This window comes from Vallitaleaceae bacterium 9-2 (assembly GCA_038396585.1).
GTDB lineage: Bacteria > Bacillota > Clostridia > Lachnospirales > Vallitaleaceae > UBA1351.
This window is the reverse complement of sequence record CP121691.1, coordinates 1,313,741-1,332,757: the sequence shown is the minus strand read 5'-3', so window position 1 is coordinate 1,332,757 and position 19,017 is coordinate 1,313,741. Positions and strand designations below refer to the sequence as shown.

24 protein-coding genes and 1 tRNA gene are annotated in these 19,017 nt (G+C 36.5%); 2 read left to right on the top strand and 23 right to left on the bottom strand.

The features are described from left to right. Positions 1-84: 84 nt before the first annotated feature. The gene (locus QBE53_06225; GenBank protein WZL82705.1) at positions 85-1,509 is read right to left on the bottom strand and encodes a hypothetical protein; all 1,425 of its coding nucleotides are present in this window, start codon (positions 1,507-1,509) and stop codon (positions 85-87) included. An 11-nt stretch (positions 1,510-1,520) separates the two neighbouring features. Next, on the bottom strand, positions 1,521-2,129 hold the full coding sequence (locus QBE53_06220) for a sigma factor (protein ID WZL82704.1): 609 nt from the start codon (positions 2,127-2,129) through the stop codon (positions 1,521-1,523). Between the two features lie 208 nt (positions 2,130-2,337). On the opposite strand from QBE53_06220, the gene QBE53_06215 reads away from it, so the two are divergent. Continuing rightward, positions 2,338-2,421 (top strand) — tRNA-Leu (locus QBE53_06215). A gap of 230 nt (positions 2,422-2,651) precedes the next feature. Here QBE53_06215 and QBE53_06210 read toward each other — a convergent pair. The 5 genes from QBE53_06210 to QBE53_06190 all read right to left on the bottom strand — a co-directional run bounded on the left by QBE53_06210 (position 2,652) and on the right by QBE53_06190 (position 5,827). After that, positions 2,652-3,209, bottom strand: a complete 558-nt coding sequence (locus QBE53_06210) for a restriction endonuclease (GenBank protein WZL83270.1) — start codon at positions 3,207-3,209, stop codon at positions 2,652-2,654. Between the two features lie 71 nt (positions 3,210-3,280). After that, positions 3,281-3,673: a hypothetical protein gene (locus QBE53_06205; GenBank protein WZL82703.1), complete on the bottom strand. Its 393-nt coding sequence runs from the start codon at positions 3,671-3,673 to the stop codon at positions 3,281-3,283. Then, positions 3,603-4,760 (bottom strand): hypothetical protein, encoded by a 1,158-nt coding sequence (locus QBE53_06200; GenBank protein ID WZL82702.1) that lies wholly within the window; start codon positions 4,758-4,760, stop codon positions 3,603-3,605. Before QBE53_06200 ends, QBE53_06205 begins: the two co-directional genes overlap by 71 nt. Before the next feature lie 211 nt (positions 4,761-4,971). Then, entirely contained in the window at positions 4,972-5,493 is a 522-nt protein-coding gene (locus QBE53_06195; protein ID WZL82701.1) for a hypothetical protein, read from the bottom strand. A 91-nt stretch (positions 5,494-5,584) separates the two neighbouring features. Then, positions 5,585-5,827, bottom strand: a complete 243-nt coding sequence (locus QBE53_06190) for a hypothetical protein (protein WZL82700.1) — start codon at positions 5,825-5,827, stop codon at positions 5,585-5,587. Between the two features lie 519 nt (positions 5,828-6,346). Here QBE53_06190 and QBE53_06185 point away from each other — a divergent pair. Beyond that, the gene (locus tag QBE53_06185; GenBank protein WZL82699.1) at positions 6,347-6,523 is read left to right on the top strand and encodes a helix-turn-helix transcriptional regulator; all 177 of its coding nucleotides are present in this window, start codon (positions 6,347-6,349) and stop codon (positions 6,521-6,523) included. Between the two features lie 29 nt (positions 6,524-6,552). Here QBE53_06185 and QBE53_06180 read toward each other — a convergent pair whose 3' ends face one another. The 16 genes from QBE53_06180 to QBE53_06105 form a co-directional block, all read right to left on the bottom strand. Next, the gene (locus QBE53_06180; GenBank protein WZL82698.1) at positions 6,553-7,287 is read right to left on the bottom strand and encodes a hypothetical protein; all 735 of its coding nucleotides are present in this window, start codon (positions 7,285-7,287) and stop codon (positions 6,553-6,555) included. A 4-nt stretch (positions 7,288-7,291) separates the two neighbouring features. Next, complete coding sequence (locus QBE53_06175) at positions 7,292-7,717, bottom strand: phage holin family protein (protein ID WZL82697.1); 426 nt, start codon at positions 7,715-7,717, stop codon at positions 7,292-7,294. A 3-nt stretch (positions 7,718-7,720) separates the two neighbouring features. Then, positions 7,721-8,872: a stalk domain-containing protein gene (locus tag QBE53_06170; GenBank protein WZL82696.1), complete on the bottom strand. Its 1,152-nt coding sequence runs from the start codon at positions 8,870-8,872 to the stop codon at positions 7,721-7,723. An 11-nt stretch (positions 8,873-8,883) separates the two neighbouring features. After that, positions 8,884-9,054 (bottom strand): CD1375 family protein, encoded by a 171-nt coding sequence (locus QBE53_06165; GenBank protein WZL82695.1) that lies wholly within the window; start codon positions 9,052-9,054, stop codon positions 8,884-8,886. After that, positions 9,054-9,368, bottom strand: a complete 315-nt coding sequence (locus tag QBE53_06160; GenBank protein WZL82694.1) for a hypothetical protein — start codon at positions 9,366-9,368, stop codon at positions 9,054-9,056. Before QBE53_06160 ends, QBE53_06165 begins: the two co-directional genes overlap by 1 nt. Before the next feature lie 9 nt (positions 9,369-9,377). Next, a complete protein-coding gene (locus QBE53_06155; GenBank protein ID WZL82693.1) occupies positions 9,378-10,262 on the bottom strand; it encodes a hypothetical protein in 885 nt (294 codons plus the stop codon). Between the two features lie 11 nt (positions 10,263-10,273). Then, entirely contained in the window at positions 10,274-12,622 is a 2,349-nt protein-coding gene (locus QBE53_06150; GenBank protein ID WZL82692.1) for a phage tail protein I, read from the bottom strand. Further along, a complete protein-coding gene (locus tag QBE53_06145) occupies positions 12,615-13,742 on the bottom strand; it encodes a baseplate J/gp47 family protein (protein ID WZL82691.1) in 1,128 nt (375 codons plus the stop codon). The genes QBE53_06150 and QBE53_06145 overlap by 8 nt, the downstream gene beginning before the upstream one ends. Continuing rightward, a complete protein-coding gene (locus QBE53_06140) occupies positions 13,739-14,020 on the bottom strand; it encodes a hypothetical protein (protein WZL82690.1) in 282 nt (93 codons plus the stop codon). The genes QBE53_06145 and QBE53_06140 overlap by 4 nt, the downstream gene beginning before the upstream one ends. 7 nt (positions 14,021-14,027) lie before the next feature. Further along, positions 14,028-14,420, bottom strand: a complete 393-nt coding sequence (locus tag QBE53_06135) for a phage tail protein (GenBank protein WZL82689.1) — start codon at positions 14,418-14,420, stop codon at positions 14,028-14,030. Continuing rightward, positions 14,417-14,635: a hypothetical protein gene (locus tag QBE53_06130; protein WZL82688.1), complete on the bottom strand. Its 219-nt coding sequence runs from the start codon at positions 14,633-14,635 to the stop codon at positions 14,417-14,419. Before QBE53_06130 ends, QBE53_06135 begins: the two co-directional genes overlap by 4 nt. After that, positions 14,635-15,603: a contractile injection system protein, VgrG/Pvc8 family gene (locus tag QBE53_06125; GenBank protein ID WZL82687.1), complete on the bottom strand. Its 969-nt coding sequence runs from the start codon at positions 15,601-15,603 to the stop codon at positions 14,635-14,637. Before QBE53_06125 ends, QBE53_06130 begins: the two co-directional genes overlap by 1 nt. Continuing rightward, the gene (locus tag QBE53_06120; protein WZL82686.1) at positions 15,600-15,800 is read right to left on the bottom strand and encodes a tail protein X; all 201 of its coding nucleotides are present in this window, start codon (positions 15,798-15,800) and stop codon (positions 15,600-15,602) included. The genes QBE53_06125 and QBE53_06120 overlap by 4 nt, the downstream gene beginning before the upstream one ends. A gap of 12 nt (positions 15,801-15,812) precedes the next feature. Beyond that, positions 15,813-18,017: a hypothetical protein gene (locus tag QBE53_06115; GenBank protein ID WZL82685.1), complete on the bottom strand. Its 2,205-nt coding sequence runs from the start codon at positions 18,015-18,017 to the stop codon at positions 15,813-15,815. A gap of 144 nt (positions 18,018-18,161) precedes the next feature. Next, complete coding sequence (locus QBE53_06110; protein WZL82684.1) at positions 18,162-18,491, bottom strand: hypothetical protein; 330 nt, start codon at positions 18,489-18,491, stop codon at positions 18,162-18,164. Positions 18,492-18,500: 9 nt separating this feature from the next. After that, a complete protein-coding gene (locus tag QBE53_06105; GenBank protein WZL82683.1) occupies positions 18,501-19,016 on the bottom strand; it encodes a phage major tail tube protein in 516 nt (171 codons plus the stop codon). Between the last annotated feature and the right edge of the window lies 1 nt (position 19,017).

Here is a 19,017-nt window from a genome sequence, read left to right as displayed (position 1 = left end):
ATAATTCGAGGGTATAGATTATTTTGGGTACCTTTTTATAAAAAAAACAGAAAAAAGTATAAACTTTTTTCTGTTTTCTTGATTTTATTCTTTTTTCTTATCTTTTTCCAGCTGACTAGAAGCCTCTGATTTTTCTTTTTTCTTTTCATCTATTGCATTGGGCGCTACATCCGTTGAATCCGGTTTGTTTGATTGCTCCACATTATTCGATTGCTCGGGTTTATCTGGTTTGTCAGGATGTTCAGGCTTATCCGGCTGGTCGGGTTTGTCTGGTTGCTCCGGTTTGTCCGGGTGCTCGGACTGATCCGGTTTGTCCGGTTGCTCCGGTTTATCCGGTTTATCCGGTTTATCCGGTTTATCCGGTTGTTCCGGTTTATCCGGTTGTTCCGGTTTATCCGGTTGTTCCGGTTTATCCGGTTTGTCTGGTTGCTCCGGTTTGTCCGGTTGCTCGGACTGATCCGGTTTGTCCGGTTGCTCGGACTGATCCGGTTTGTCCGGTTGCTCGGGCTTATCCGGCTGGTCCGGGTGCTCCGGTTTATCCGGGTGCTCGGACTGGTCCGGTTTGTCCGGGTGCTCAGGCTGATCCGGTTTGTTCGGTTGCTCGGGCTGTTCCGGCTGGTTCGGGTTATCCTGCTGCTCCGGTTTATCCGGGTGCTCGGACTGGTCCGGTTTGTTCGGTTGCTCCGGCTGATTTAAAGATTCTTCTACACTTTCTATTTCTGCTGCCGGATATATACGAATCGGATGCTCTTTTGGTTGATTGTTATTCTGCTCTTTTTGTAGTGTATCAACTAAATCCGAGATTTCCATGTCTTGAACATGCTCTTGCTCATAATCTGTCGCCTGTTGCGCCTGCTTCATCAATACATATTTACCTACGGATATTTTTTGCTCTTTGGCTTGATTAATCTCTTCTCTGGATGCATCTACATATGCAAATGTATACTTTTCTTCATAACGTTTTCTATAACTATCGATTGTTGTATCTATCTTATCAGAATAGGTATCTTCAGCCTCACCCAATAAACCATAGGAGACAAGAACCGTACCTTGATCAACGAGATACCCAAGTTTTACTGAAGATGTAGTCAAGTATTCAAGCACTTCACTTAACGACCGGCTCTTTTCATTATATCCTTCTACAATCTTTTGCCCTTCTTCATTCAACGGTTCGATATAATCTATTTGTTGTTTATTATTTATGTAGAGTTCAAGACTTGGATTCACATCAAAGGTAAGTATAGCATAGGGCTGATACATCGGTCCACTTAACCTCTCCATGGAAACCATCAAAAAAAATAGCACCACAAAAGAAGCGATTGCTAATCGAAAAAAATATTTTTTCTCCCGTGACTTTTGCCTCCCGCCAACGTAAAAGTCCTCAGTAAAATAATAAATTATCTGATTTTCCACCATATTGGACTTTCTTATTAACCGGACAATTTTTTTATCCTCTGTCATTGCTAACGCATATTTTCTTTTTACCTCAAGTACAACTGCTTTTTTCATATAATCACCTCTCATTGACCTAAAAAATCAATGACACATTGTATTTCATAATGATACGCTATTAAAATTGCTGAAATCGTTTTTTTATGGCTTTTTACAAATTTAAGGGATTGATCATATTCGCGGCTAATTAAGGTTACAGGAAGTCTTTTTTTCTCGATTAAGGCATGCATAATATCCGAATTCGACTGTAGCTTTTTAGCCAATTCGATAATATGTCTACGTGTCTCATCATGTTTTGGATGCTCACTGATAAGCACTTCATAGTTTAGCCCAAATACATGGAGATGTTCTTTATATACTAAAAGTTCATCACGCATAATAATTAATTCTTCAATATTATCTGAGACGATATCTGTTTCTGTGATTTGCGTTTCTTGATGATTGGATATATGGCGATAGTAGTCTACTATCTTATTATGAATCACCGTTTTTGCATAACTATAAAACTTGCCCTTATCCGCATCATAATGATCAAGACAATCATTAAATGCTTCCAAGGCAATATTGAGCTCATCACTATTACCAACTTCTACATATTTTTTAGTAATTGTTGACACGGTTTTAACAATAAATGGAAAGTTCTCCTGTATTGTTTGATTACGCTCTCTCTCAGTCATATGTTCACCACTTTCGGCAGACTACTATGATTATCGTATTAATTCTATTATACCATAATCCTTCCAAAAGCAATACACTTTGACTTTTTCACTATAGAATTCGTATAACCACGGTTTTTTAGGTACCTTTTTCATTTTTTTTATTGACATTCTCTATATAGGTATGCTATTATTGTTCTTGCGTCACGTGATATACGCAATTTATTATGCAGTTGTGGCGGAATTGGTATACGCGCAAGACTAAGGATCTTGTGGGCTTAGGCCCGTGGGGGTTCGAGTCCCCCCAACTGCATACAGTAAAAACAATACTTTGAGAACATCTTTAGAATATAGGATGTTCTCTTTTTATTGCTTTGGGACATGAATGGGCCATTGGTTTCAAAAATAAAACCCCAGTAAAGACCAGGGCTTTGATGAGGGGAGTATAAATAATTAATAAGGGTAATGGCTGCATCTGGAATAGATATGATATGACAACCATCTACTATATTTTATCAATATGCTTTAATTTTTTCAAGTATATTATTTACTGTCATGAAATTCATTATATTTTTCTTCTATCAAACAAATAAAACTTTCCTTATTTTCTATTACTCTTTTTTTAATTTCATCAAAAGTAATACAAATAATTGTATGCTTATGCGCATAATATTGATTAATTGCTCTTCTCTTTCCGTCTTCATTTGAATTACCAGAGATATCTTTTCTTGATAGAAAGATCCCAAGTTTAGAATCATAATCAGTTAATAATGTCGATAAATTATCCACTTCTCTACTTGATACAGAATGATTTTCATTTTTACATTCAACAATAATAGTATATCCCAAGTGCGTTATGAATGGTTCTGGGAAAGGGATTGGTTTAAGATTAATCTTTATATCAATTTGATTAGTCTTAGTATTAACATCTTCATATCCTTCATAATTAACACAAAAAGAAAAAATTAAAGAAGCAAATTTTTCTAAGGCCTTTCCCTTTTTCCTGTTATTTTTTTTATCTTTAGATTTTGTTAACTCTTCAAGATTTTCTAATTCTCTATTTAAACTATCATAATTCGGAAAAAATAAATTGTGATTTATTAAGTAATGTGCTATGTATACATTTTTCTTTGAACCATCTAATAAAGAAGTAAATCCTAGTTTACTAGTCTTTAATTCAATAATACTATTTGTTCTTTTTTTTTTGGTGTTTCAATCAACTCGAAAGACATAACAATTCCTTCAACTCTATTAAATGAATGGCCATTCTCACAAAATGCTTTAGATTCCTCAAAAATTGAATCAGGTTCAATTTTTTCTATGAATTCATCACATTCCGGACAATGCAATTCATAATTAATTTTCAATATTCCAACCTCAGATGCTTTGATAAATACCTCCAGTGCAAACTCTGGATTAATGTCATATTCATATGCGAAGAAATCACTGTAAAATCTTTTTCTTTCAAACCTTCTTAATGAGGCAAGCCATGTATCAAGATTCTGAATAGTGTCGTTCGGAATCCTGTATTCTTCCTTTAATTTCTGCAATTTTTGAAAGTACATACCCCATCTCCTCCCTTGTCGCATATGTAACAAATTTAACCCTAAAATAATTCCGGCTACTGTCAATAATTGTTATTACTTCACTTCTTTTCATACCAGAAATATGGGATGTATCCCAAGCGAATTTTAGATGTTTACACTGATAATTACTGTCGTCCGATACGGGACCTTTTAATGAATAATGAACCGGTGTATTTTCTACACCTGTTTCATTTCCAAAAACCACGCTTTGTCCCGATTTCCCACTAAAAGATTCAGTTATTATTTTACCATATTGATTTTCAAATGTAAATTCGTCATTTGAATAAGTTATAATGACTCCTTGAGTGTAAAATTTTAAATCTCTACAAATATTTTCTATTATTGTCGAATCTAACTCCAGATCTAAGACTGTATTCATCATATTGGCAAATAAATCTATTTGATCACTGATTTTATCCGTGTATGGCGTCAAATTAGTATTTATACTGTCATTAACTAAATTCCACATATATTTAAGCACTTTACTATTTAGCAAATATTCATTTGATAAATCGCACTCAAATAAGGTTTCAACAATTTTTTTATATCTATCCCTTAAATTAGCTGTTGTGATGTTATGTCCGTCTTTATTACTAGTGTATATTTCAGTTGGTGGATCAAACGAAATATTGGCTACCGATAAGCGCTTATCAATATCAATCAAAACAAAAAAATCAATTTCTTCGTATTTTTCTTCTGTCTCTGTTTCTCTACGCCTATATCTAGATTCTTTTACTGTTATTAAAGCATGTGTTTCAGTCACCTCAACTGATGTCGGATCAAACATCCTATCGCTTTCTCTCATTTCTTTAACTTTTAAAGATAATTTTTTTTCTTCAATTGTATCAACAATTTCTTTGTTTATACTATAAATATATAAGTGCTTATTTCCTTGAATGTTTTGATTTTCAATCCACTCATTAAAAGTGTCACTCTTTATAGCCCCAGCTTCAACCAACTCAAGTATTTTCTCTGATAGCTCTTGTTTTGTTCCAGTTATTGCTTTTCCATGTTGATTTAATAGCAACTGCAAGCTACGTTGTTTGAAATTTTTAATGCTTTCCATTATACCCACCTCGTTAAAATAATATGATTTGATTGTACCACATATACATATTCTTCTGCAACAAAAAAGGCCTACCGATTAAGGTAGGTCTTTTCATATAAAAAAATATCAAACACACATAAAATGTATTATTTATAAACAAACGATTTTATTATCTTTCTTCGTGTGATCTTATGTTTTCACTGTCCAACTAATTCTTATTCGCCTAGACCTATCCACGAACTAAATATTCTATATCATCATCAAAACTAAATTTTCTCTGTGGTTTATCTTGTATTTCATTTACTTCTTTAACCGTATCCGCTAATCTTTTATTAACTATATTTAAACCAGATTCGATTATACAAATTACTTCATATAAAAAAGCAATCATAAATCGAAAATTTCTAAAAATACGAATATATGTATACGCCCAAAAATGTTTATATATTAATAAATTACTTATGTAAAATCCATAATCATCCATTATGCTTTTTACATTCTGAGATGCTTTTTCATATTCAACTGGTAAAGCTTTTATTAATTCATTAAGTTTATTGTTTTGTTTATCCAAAACTCTTATGCTCATCATTTGTATATCAATATATTTTCCTTTACGTATAAAAGGACTCATGTTTAAATATTTTTTTATATTCTGAAGCTCTGCGAACTCGCCATCGGCATTAGCCTTTTCATATCTCAACAAGATACTTATCTGATCTGAATCTAATTTTATTTTACGTTTTGTTTTCACTGACTTATACCTATTTATCATCTTAAAAAGTGAGAACATCAGAAACATTACTATGGTATATATTAGCAAACTAATTAAATAACTCACACAATCACTCCCTTATCGCTATAGGACATTTAACTATTTCTCTATGAGATAGCTGCTTCGATATTTCTCCACCAATATCAACGTGCGAATTAGTAGCAAGATCCTTTAAATCACTAACTGTTGTCTTATGCAACTCAAGTAATGAATTTCTTGTTTTATCGATATCCTTATATGCTGTTTTTGTAAATAAATATGCTAATACACCATAAGGCACAGCTTTAATTAATTCCATTAATAATCCATTCATTTTGTCTCCTCCTCATACCATAACTATACATAAATTATATCATCTTTGTCAATCACTATATGTAGGTGTGATTTTATTTATATACAATATATAGTATTTTTTATATATTTTCTTGAGTAAAATTATTGACTAGCACGTTGTTACGTGCTATAATGTATTTATATTAAAGGAAAGGAGTGAGTCGGTGAATGGTAAAATTGAAAAGGTACTTACCATTTTCGTTCTGCTAACAACATATATAGTCAATATGATTGAAATATCAAAATGGCTACATAAACGAAAAAAGTAAATACCTAAAGGGGAAGTGCAATTCCCCTTTCTCTTCTTATTATATCACCATTATCATATGAAATCAAAAAATTATTTACGTGATATTCCTGTAATAATATTATTTATTCTTACGCTTATGCGTGATTCATCAAGTACTTTAGATGTAATTATTTATGTGATGTTTGCTATTTATTTCTTACTGCTAATCATTCGTTTCATTATTACTTACATTGATTGGAGGAAGATTAAATGAAAAACCTTCAAAAAATAAGACTTGAAAAAGGACTTTCCGTTCCTCAGTTAGTCGAATTATCAAACGTTCCAAGACGCACTATTCAAGACATTGAAAAAAGAGAAGACTGTAAGTTTTCAATTGCATGTATGCTAGCCGATGCACTTCAAGTTAAACTAGATGATTTTCGTTGAATTTTATTGTAATAAAAAAGGCCTACCGTTTAAGGTAGGTCTTTTATTTTGATTAGAAGCTCTGGAAGAAATTCCATGATCTCCAAATCTCCCATATATGATTGTTGTTTTGCAAGATTAATTACTGCATCAATTCCTTTTTCCCATCTTACGTTTGAATCTGCTGCTTTTAATAAAATGTTTCTCCAGTACCAATCTTTATTAAAATATCTAGTCATCTCGCCTAGTATGGAATTGTAATGCTGCATTAACTCATTGTCGATTTCCGTCCGATCAATAACTACTTTTCCTAAGTGCTGGCCATTAAAAGTTTTAATTTCGAGCACTTGAAACATTTCTTGAATATCTTCTTTTAGAATTGTAATACATCCTGTGGACCATGCAAAGTTGGAGACATCATTTAAACTCCTTGAATGAATGTTGATGTATGATGATTCACTGAGGCTATTTCCACGAATAACCGGTGTAGCTTCTAATCCTTTGCCAATCTCAATAGCATTTTCCTTCCCCTTATGCATGTGGGAATATATATCGTACGTTCCTTCGCATATGATCGGAACCGGTGAGCCACCATTATATTTTCTTGCGTACTCAATTGATATGCTATCCGGCAATGTGGATGCATTCTTTGTCACGTATACTAGTTGGTCATTTAGGTAGGCTTCTACCTTTGCCCCCATGCGTCCTTTCGGGTGAAAAGACTTGTCCTGCGCAATACCTTTGTAACTTCCTTTACCTTCCTTTATTACTATTCGAATTGACATAATATCACTCCTTCTGTTGTAGGGCTTCTATTCCTTTTTTGATTACGTCCGGTATTGGAACCCCCATTACACCTGCATTTTCTGTAATGGATATAGCTTCGTTGACGATATAGGCTATAATTACCCCTGTTCTAATAAAATCTGATCCAATCATATTGTCTAAATGATAGGCAATTAAAACAATAAGAAGAGTCATGCCCTTTCTGAATAATCCTAGCCAACCAGCTTTTGATTCAAGCGCTCCATTTTCTGTTTTATTACTTTTCTTGAACACACCTGCAATTATAAGTCCTGTGATGTAATCAATGGCCATAAATAAGATTAATGTCTGCAAAGCTGTATCCCACCCCCCTAAAAAGTATGCACAACCTCCTCCGATTGCTCCTAACGCTGTCATAATGTATAGTTTTAAATGTGTAATATGTTCCATGTGCTATTCTCCTTCCTTTTCAATAATTACTTCATTTCTGTTACCACCGATATCTCCGCCCCAGGTTACCTTTGCACCTAAAGCTTCAGCTACGAAACGTATTGGCACATAGGTCCTGTTATTTTGCAGAAAGGGTTTTACATCCATTTTGCTTTTGTTGTTATTTACCAGGTAATCGCTTGATCCAATGAGCATATTGACTTTTAAATTGCCGTTTTGGATGATGACTTCTTTTTTATTTCCTCCGGCAATATCTCCGCCCCATGTCACCTTGAAGCCTAGCGCTTCGGCAACAAATCGAATCGGCACAAAAGTTCTTTTGCTTTTTAAGACCGGTGCTGTATCCATTCTGTAAGTGACTCCATCAATCAAGTATTTATCTGATCCGATGAATAGGTTGACCTTGGTTTTTTCCGGCAAAATAAAAAGACCGTATCCGCTTTTTGCATCATGGCCTTTTTCTAATAGGTCTATTGTGTTGTAATGTAGAAATCGTCTTGCTTGTTCTCTTGTAAACTTCATGCCGTATCTCGATTGGTAGAGCCACAACATAGAAGCTGCCACCGGACCACTGCAAGATGTTCCGTTAAACCAATGTATTTTGTTTGTTTCGGGATCTACCATTAGATATATATTGGTGAAAGCAACTATATCAAGTGTTTTTCCATAACTTGAATAGTCTGCAACTTTATATTTCCACTCTTCAAAAGCTCCAACTGAAATAATCCATGGAAGACTTGCCGGATAAGTTATTGATTGGCTTGTATTTCCACTCGATGAAACAACCGTAATATCGTGTTCTTCCAATCGTTCAATTTCTTTATCTCCACTTGTGAAAGAGCAATTAACGACGCATATATCTTTCTTGTTCTCGATGATCCAGTCGATAATTTTCGGTTTCTCACTACCAAAATAATTGAATGTTACAATATTGGCGTCCGGAGCGACTTGCCTTATTACTCCACAAACTTGTGTGTTATGTCCCGGCTTATCGTCATCTCTGAAATTATCGATTGCAATCTGTATTCCATCATGCTTTCTAGGTCTATTACTTGAATCTAGGACAATGATTAATCCCGGATCTCTTTTGACGGGCATTTGCTGATATTTTACAATATTTGCTAATTCAAATTCAGCTTGATTTTCTTTGATCAATACATTTCCTCCTAGCTTAATGCTGCCACTGTTCTTTGTGCAACTTCCACCTCTACCTCTTCTCTTATCGTATATTCTGTTGCTCCAAAAGTTCTTGCTTCCGGAACCTGCTCGATAGTTATCTTTTTGGCCATGACTAATGTTGCATAAGAGTTGACTAGTATTTCTTGTATCTTATTCATTACAGTACCCCCAATTCGTTTAGATCATTGATTAATTGTATTTGACGCTCCGCTTTTTCGACTTCCGAAGCATCCGGCTCTAACCCTTTTAGCATTGCTTCTTCTTGTTCTGCTGCTACATCGACAATTACATTTGCTATTGCTCCGTCTTGATGTTCAATAATGATGTTAGGCGCATGGGCTTTGATGGTTTCAATCATCGTTTGATTTTCTGGGTTAGTCTCATCGATGACTAGGTTTCCTTCGTTATACCAATCCTTATTAGGGTACATAGAATGTGTTTCGAATGTTTTGGTTTCTACTTTTACTATCATATGAGCCTCCTATCCTATTGCCGTCCATTCGTATATCTTGTTTGCCCCATTCATATAATTTACAGCATCTGAACTAATTGTGAATCCTGTTGACGTTAATATATTTTCTCTTTCATCTGATGATCCATTTGATATTCTAACCCATGTGACCTCTGTAATAATTACAATCTGATATTCATTTCCAATTATGATTTTTTTAGGTTGGAAACCAACTACAATATTTCTTCCTATTGTTCCATCACCCGTGTATGTACCATGCGCGATCTTTACATTAGCATCTACTGCTTCTTTCACTCTTAACGGCGTCATATATTTCGTACTGCTCGTTCCTGCTTGTGCTTCCGCTGTTGTTGCTACTCCATAATTCAGAACTGAACCAAGACCTACATCTGACTTTGTAACGGACACCGCTCCTGTTTTTCCTGCTACACTTGTAACTGTGTTGACTTGGGCGCCAGATTGGATGCCTGCTAATTTAGACCGTTCCGCACTTGTCATTATTTTTTTTGCTGTCGTTTCAGTAATCATATCAAGACTATGGGATGAAGGATGCGTGTAATTGTTTGCCCCTTCTTCTATCCCGTTTAGTTTTGATCTCTCTGCAGATGAAAAAATCTTTCGCAACGTTGTTTCAGTTATCATGTCTAAACTATGTGTTGCTGGATGCTGATAATTTGTTGCACCTTCTTGGATGCCTGCTAGCTTTTCCTTTTCTAAAGTTGTAAAGTCGTTAGTAGACAAATCCTTGCCTTCGACTTTGCTTACTTTATTGTCACTTAATCCTTTCAGCGCTCCATCAATCAAATCCATATTCTGGGCGTGCATTAAAATATCATAAAATTCATTCTGATCATCTTTTGTTAAATTATAATTTGGTGTTTGAGTTTTACCCATTTATATACCTCCTATGATTTATGTAATGTCATGTAAGGCTCACATTTGTCCGTTCCCCAACCATAGCTACTTCTAGGGTCAATCGTAAATGGTTGATTTACATTTGGCATCGTTAAAAAAGCCCCACTTCCTGTTGAATAGACACCTGTGTATGTGTCCGGATGGGTAAACCTTGGCCACACTTGATTACCGGATGATGTTACAAAACAATCTTTACTACTATTCAGTGGATAAATATACACGGCATCTAATCTAGCTGATGCTTTTAAAAATGTGATTGCTCCATCAAGGCAACTCTTAACAGCTGTAGACCTGTTTGATATTGTCAATAGCAGTTCAACGATGCCATAATGCGCACGCATGTCACAATAATCACTAGGTTCAAACAATCGTCCAGGTGCCGGCGACAAATCATAAATATCATGCCATCCACCCCAACCGGTCTTATGACCCGACTGGTTTATAATTTGACTATCGATAATACAGTTTAAACAAGCGTTGTATGATGCCGTTACGTCGGAAATCAAATCAGTGTAAACTGATTTAAGATTAGTCAACGCAGTTGATGCATCAAATGGATGTACTTCATTGATGATTCTTGTCCATAACATCATGACTTCGGCGGTCACATCATCACTGTAAGTAATTCTATTTTGATAATGCATTGCATCTGCATTTCCATCCGCTCCATCTTCACGAGGCATTACGGATCCAAAACCTCCGGACGCTGAACCTAAATCAATCGGTTGCCCACTGTAATCGCCTACTGTAGTATCGCCTGTATATTGGCATCTTAAAATAAATTTAATTCCTTTAATAATTGCGTCTCTAAGCGCTGTATTTGAAGCGTCATTCTTATAAGCAACCATCAATAGTTGTAGATACCTTTGTGATGATGAATCATCTAGGTAGCCTTGAGGTGTTTTATTGATATCTCCGGACATTGAGTTAGCCGCATAAGCTGCTTTTGATTCACTACTATTCCATTGACGTGATATGATGACATCTTCCTTGTTTGTAGACCAGCCACCATCACTTCGCCAATCCGAATATAGATCTGTACCATCACCATTGCCACAAAAGTCATTATCTTGATATTGCCATGACAAAATATTGGCAGCCTGTGATGCACTACAGGTTTCTTCAAAGGCAGGTATTGGTATCGTAGGGTAGGATAACAAACTAGATTCTCTTTGTGTGTTTAATTCTTCGTGTATCATGGATGCAATTTCATCATCCGTCTTTGTTGCAGCATAAGTTGTTTCATTTTCACGATCATATTTAGATAGGTTAATACACAAAGGAACATATTTCGGATCCGCTAAAGCATCATATCCCATAATATAATAAATATGATCGGCTCCCGAGGGATATGTATTGTAAATCGCAACCCGATCCATGCCAGGCATTCCCGCTTCTAATGCAGCCATACCATATAGCTCATGCACTTGTCCAAGCGTTATGTTAGATGTTGACTTTAATGTCCTGTCCCCATCTCCATTTGCACGGTATTTTAATGATATTTCTGATGGCGTTCCATTCGTAGGCTTAACGTGTAGCATCATAAAATAGACATCTTGATCCTGTGCTCCTGTCATATCCGTATCATCATTATATGCCCTGATTGATGTTGCATTGTTTCCTGTCACCCGTAAATTCCCATCTATGGCAACAACATCTGAAGTATACACTCCAACCCAGTTTGTCGTATCTACAAATGTTTTGTTAGTTATTAAGTTTTCATCAAGTAGACTAGGTAGTGTAGGCGTTGGTGGAGTAGATGGCTCATTTGATGATGTTAAAATCTCTTCTCTAAGTTGAAAATGCGTATATGCTGCTAATTCAGCATGCGTAAATCTAGACAACTCCTTATGCGAGTTATATTCAATAATAATGTCATCTAAAAATGATCTTAAATTTTTCACGGAACCGATAGCCTTCATAAAAGTTTCTCGATTTTCTTCGACTTCTGTCCGATTCCTGGTATACACTCTGAAATGATAGGGTTCGCCTTCGTATTCAAACCATTCTTTAACTTCTCCTTCTCCATAAACTGTTTTGATGAGTCGCTCAACAGCAAATGGCGTTCCCTTATAGCATTTATAAAGGTAAGCATCTTTGACCAATTGCCTTTTTATGGATATGTCAAAACTTCTGTCATAAAAATCTGCATGCATTTCGACAGCCATGTGGTCTAATGTGTTTTCATCTGCTGTATCAGCATCTATGTATATTTTTAGCATGCCTTCTAATAGCTTATGAAATGCTGAATCACTTGCATCACTGCCCAATTGTATCGACTCCGTAAGGATGCTACCTGGTAAGTTTAGGGATAGCTTAGAATCTTTTAAGTCACGCACTTTCTACACCTCCATATTGAACCGATATGACATCAGCCACTTGGATTGCTGTTGTACCTGTTGTTGAATAAGTAGGTGATAATACTTCCACGCGAATAGCTCCTGCTCCAAGTATGCGACGAATCAGTTCTGATGGATTTCTTGATCGGCCAATTTTAGATTTTTGCCAAAGCACAAAATCTGCTACTGCATTTTCAATTTTTGATGTCGTTGCTTCCACATCAGAATCTTCTGAAAGGTAATATGTAACATCAATTGAATAATTAACCACTGAGGGACCTTGCACAATTAAATGATCGGTCAAGGGTCGCCGCTTTCTGTCGTTTAAAAATTCAAAGACATCATCCAAAAAAACTTGGCTTGGTACTTCGCCATCTTCAAGTAAAATTGTTAGAAGGACTTCTCCTGGATTACTTTGATCAGCTTTCGCATCTTGAATTAAGGTACTAAAACTTTTGGCAAAGTATTCATATGCCTCACCAGGACCGGCTGTACTAAAGCTTTCAGGAACCAATGAAAAGCGTTCTTTTAAGTCTTCATCCGTTTCTTCATCTGCTCCACCATAAGACGTTACTGTATTTACTACTTTTACATAGGGCACCGAACTCACAAGCGCATTTATTTGACCCGGAAGGTATCCGTTACCCTCCGTCCCTGATTCCTCTGCTTCCGCCTCTATAAAAGTTTCCATTTGTCCAATGGAAAGCGTCATTGCATTTGATGTCAAAAAATTCGTATTATCAGCAGTTGATACGATTGTTCCTGCAGGTATTTGAATCACTTGCTGTAACGGCTCATCTAGGTAAAACCGGATATTGGTCTTTGCCTTCTTTGCAGCAAGCTGCTCTACTCCCAAAAAAGCCACCTTGTTTTTAAGCGAATCACCGGTTGCATAGCGTATAAAGTTTTGTTTTGCCATATAATTCCCTAGTTCAGCAAGTTGGAACATACGATTGGCTTGTGCCTGTATCCATATTCTGATTGGATCTCCAACTTCTAGAGTAATGGATTCGCCTTTTTGCTCTTTATGGGCCGATTCATAATCATTGATCATTTCTTCTAGTAATTCATTGACTGTAAGTTGAAAAAAATCAAGTTCCGGTAAGTTATCATAATTCATCGGTTAATCACCACCTTTGGATATAAAACATCGTCCTCAAAATCAAAGCTGACCGATTCAGGGACGATATCAAATCTATTTTTTAATTGTATATATATCTCCGCTCGAAGTTTTGCACTGACAAGTGGTATAGGCCCATCTAAAATATCATTACTAATGCCGTATTCCCTGTCTAGTGGGACGGTTCCTTTAACTGTAGTCAGAAATACCATTAGTCTCTGATATAATGCCTGATCTCCCTTTGCATTTAGAATAAGATTTGGTCTTCCTATTGTCATTTTGTCATCACCTCACATACTCTTGAAGCGTCACGTTAATTTTCCCGGATATAATCGTACCATTGACACTGATTATATCCCAAGATTCGCCGATACTCTCCGCCAGCCATAGATCAACACCAAGTGCTTTGTTTCCAATGATAAGCATGTGAGCTTCCCCTTCTCTAACCAAGCCTACCCACCGATCCATCTCTTGTCTTACATCAATCCCTAAGTTTTTATTAAGCGTGATTGTAAATGAAATAGAATCTAATTCCGGGCCAATGACTTCTGTTTTTGGTTTTTGTCCAATACTATTATGTGTTTCTTTTCGAATACTGACATTTCGAGAAAATCCAGTAAATGTATGTATGCGTTTGTCTGATACTTCAAATATTGCCTCTCCAAAAGAACCTATCATATGATTTCACCGGTGGTGGCTCCCACCAATATGCCAAAGCATACCCCTGTTCCATCTATGACCTCATAGACAACACGTTGACCAATGAGTGGCAAATTAACAGGTTCAATATCGTGATTCTTGAGCATATATAGAGGCTGACTCACAATGCCTAGACGTTCCGCACGAATTGTTTTGTTTGTATAGTCTACTTGGCTTACAATACCAACCTTCATCAATATCCCTCCAATACATGGTGTAATTCAAGCGACGTTTTATGGGGCTCTAAGGAATGCGTCGCTTTATCAATATAATAGCGTCCGTCAAACAGACCAAGTCCAGTAATATTCACGGTTGCACAAGCAATGAGCTTAGCGTCGCCCGCAAGAGTTCCTGAAATAACTTTTCCTTCTCTATTTTTTTCACGAAGTTTGCTTTTTCCAACCGCTTCTGCTTCCTCGTATGTAGTTACATTCTCATCAAGTTCTAGTATTTTTGATCCATTTGTTCCAGGTACAATATATTTATAGACGCCTCCTGCATAAGCAAGGGTCACACCATTATAATCACAGTCATTTTTGCGCTTCTTACATTCTACCGATTCAAAATCACTCAAGTCCAGATTAGCTATAGATGTTCTTTTTTCGTATTCCGGTTCTGAGAAAATAACCAACTGATGATTAAACACTTTTACCGATAATCCCCAGTGCTGACATAGCTTATCCACAAATTCCGAGTCGCTTTCATTTTTTTGTTCTGCATAAGTAACCATAGGATTCCTTGACGAATCATAAACTAATTTCATTTGATGTCGTTTTGTAACTTGTGCAAGTATGGACTTTAAGTTTGTTTTCAAAAATGAATTACTATGCTTAGCACTGACATAATCTGATTCAACAGGCGTTGAAACCGCATTGATTGTAACAACTGCCGGTGGGAAACTAAATCCGATATCATCCACATAAAACACACCGCATTCAAGCCTTTTATTACCGCTTTCAATGACGGCCTTAATAATATCACCCTCTATAGGTTGCCATGCTTGAATCCATTTCTTTGTTGTATTGTTTAAAGATAAAGAAATGTCATCGGCTGCTCCTGATGCATTATCTGTGAATGAAAAGTCTTCAACATCACTTTTTATATCTTGTGTAATATTGACCCCTTCATAAACAATCACTAAATCTGCTTTACGTGTTTTCATAGGCGCCTCCATGGTGGTACTTGTGAATTCACCGCAGTACTTGATACTTCCGGAAGGTTTAATAAAATACCTTCCGGAAAGATTTCAATAGTTAGATACATAGGATTTGCACGCATCAAGACTTTCATTTTTCTTTCGTCACCATACTGCTCGTATGCAATGCTGTCCCATGTATCTCCTGATTTTGTTCTATACATTCAGTCACCCTCTTAAAACTTCGTTCGTTTTTCTTTAGCCTTCATTGCTTTATACCATCGTTCAAATCTCGCTTTATCTTCGGCTAAGATACGTTCAATGTCTGTTTCATTAGCATTTCCCTTGATTTCAATGTGTGGGGCATAGATAATCGTCCCACCACTACCGATATACGGCATATCAAGTAGCGATTGAAGTTTTGATAATGGAAGTATGGCCTCGCTCTCGCGCCCTTCTCCAGCTTCTAATATAGTTGATCGTGTGACGATACCACCAGTTGCAAGTTGCGGGATTTTAGGAATATTAAAGCCAATTGAGCCACCGATTCCAAGTTTTTCAGATATCCAGTCCGGTATATCAATACGAATGCCATTAATCTTTTCAATCATATTATTGATGATTGAGATCCACATATTCACAAAGCCTTTAAATATATCAATGACACCTTTAAACATGCCTGTAAAAAATTCTTTTACTCCTTCAAAGGCACTTTTTATATTTGTTACTGCTTCTATGAATTTTTCACCAAACCATTGTCCAATACCTGAAAATATCTCTTGTATTCCTAACCAGAGATTAAAGAAAAATTCTTTTATTGTCTCCCAATTACTTATGATGGCATAAATCGCCATTCCAAAAGGTCCTGTAATGATGGCAAGAATTAAAGGTCCCCATTCTTTGAAGAAATCAACGATTCCATTAAATATATTGACGACACCATTCTTTATATTCGTAAATGTCTTCTTAAGCCATACCGAGATTTTATCCCAGTTCTTATAGACTAGAACTCCTATAGCGATTAATGCCCCAATCGCCAATACTGCAATACCAATCGGGGATGTAACAAATGCAACTGCTGCACCAAATCCAGACGTGGCCAAGGTTGCAACCAGCATAACTGCTTTATAGGCCATCATAACCCCCTTTGTAACAAGAGTAATCGTCTTAAAAGCAGTTATAGCGCCAACAACACCATAAATAATGGGTTCAAATGTTGACCAATTGTTTTGAATAAAATTATAGATGTCTGCAACTGTTTGGATAACCGATGCACCGGTACTAATAATGCCTGGTAAACCTACTGTAATAATGTACTCTAGAATAGGTTTAGCCGCTTGACCAAGAAGTATAAAAGTATCTTTTACCTTTTGCACCACTTCGTTAATCGGTAGCTGGCTTATGGCATCGGACGATGATCCGATTGCGGCTTTGATATTGGTAAATCCTTCAAGGGCAACATCTTTTAGCCAGGTAATCTGATCACGAATGACATCAATGTTTGGCGCCAGATCTTTAAAGGTGTTAATGATAGCCGTTATATATGGTTTTACTTGACTGAAAACATTCTTTGCCTTTCCAAACCCTGATTCTGTCTTATCAATAAAACTCGAAATAAGACTTTGCATGGTTGGAATCTGATCGGCAAACCAACTATAAAACTCCGCTTGAATCGGCAATAGTTTCATTCCGATGACTTCTTGCATATCTCCAAGGCGGTTAGTGGCATTTTGAAGCTTTCCACTATCTGTTTTAGCCATGACTTCATTCATTGCACCAACATTGTCTGTAATGACTTGCGCCAGCATGGCAGCTCGCTCGGATTCCGTCCCATATTTTAAGACTTCTTCCTGAGCTTCTGTAAAAGAAATACCTGCCTTAGACAAAGCACCTAATTGGCCATTCATAACTTTACCGAACATGTTCCCCATACTTACGGCATCGCCTGTGGATGCATTCAGACCTTTTTGTTGAGCCAATAAGTTGTTCATTGCCGGCAACAAGGTTTCAATGGAATCGGTTTGATTTAGGAATGTTGCTAACTGCTGCGCACCTGCAATCTGAATTTCATCACCAATAATTCCAAGATTTTGCTGAACAGCTGTTAACTTTAAGATTGACTCAATCTGTTCATCTGTTGCCTTAGCTCTTTCCCTGACGACTGTGGCAAGCTTTGTTTCTTGTTCAATCTGAACTTTGGCTGCATCGATGCTTTCTTCGGCGTATTGCTTTGCCGAAGAAAAGGCTTTATATCCTGCAGCAGCCACTGTCGCTAACTTTAAAGCGTCGGTAAGACCTCGTGTTGACTTCTCTGCTTTTTTTGATGTTTGTTGAAGGCCATTGACTTGCTTACTTGCATTTTTAAACGTTTTTCCGAAGGAGCTTTCTATTTTACCGCCTAACTCAAAGACCGTTTCATATGTCATCTTTTTACTTGCCATGCTCCGACATCTCCCTTATCTCATCGACTATTTCAAAAAGCTCTTCGATGGGAATTTTTAAATACAAAAAAAGATTCGCATTGGTTTTTATTGCCAAGCGAATCACCATCTTTTTTAACTTTTTCCCATCTCCGATGCGTAGTCCTAATTGTAGAAATAGCCGACGCACACGTTTTTTACTTTTACCATCTCATTTGCCGGCAACCCATTAAAAAACTCAATAGGTTTTTTAGTTATAACGGAAGCTACATACTTTGCGAAACCTACTGTCATTTCAGGAATGGCTGAAAAACTACCTGAATTGGTGTATTGACGTTCGGCCAACTCAAATTGCTCTGTAGAAAAGTCTTCTAATCCATTCATATCCAGCTCTTCATATGTTGTACCTTCAAATGTATAGGGTTTTTTAAAGGTGATGATCAGTGAATCATCAACTTCCTTCCCATCAACCGTAATTAGTTCATTATTATCCATGAATACCTCCTAAATCTGGTTACGAACATCTTTTAAGATATCTTCACCGTTAACCACAAAAATATAGTTTAGTTTATCTAGTTCTAGCAACGTTTTTCCATCGAGCTCTACTTTTATATATAAAACTTCAAGGGAGTTTGTGGATCCTGTTGGTTTTCCCACACCCATTGTGCCTAAATCAAGCCCTTTTGGAATGGTTTTGAGGGTGATTTTTAACCCTTTATTCACTAACTTACCTTCGGTTGAACTCCATGAACTTTGAGAAGCTCTAAGGGTAATAATACGCCCTCTCGGTGATAATAAGCTAAATGATTGATCATAAAGGGTTCGAAAGGGGATCTCGATACTAATCGATCCAAAATGACCTGGTGTCGGCATATCGATTTCACCAGCAATACCTGCGCCACTAATTGTTTCAGACATTGACTCAAGATTTGGTAAAGTAATCTCACCACTAACGCCCACAAGCACGTTACCTTCGTCGTATACATTGAAATTATTAATCTTATCCGGGACCATGTTCATC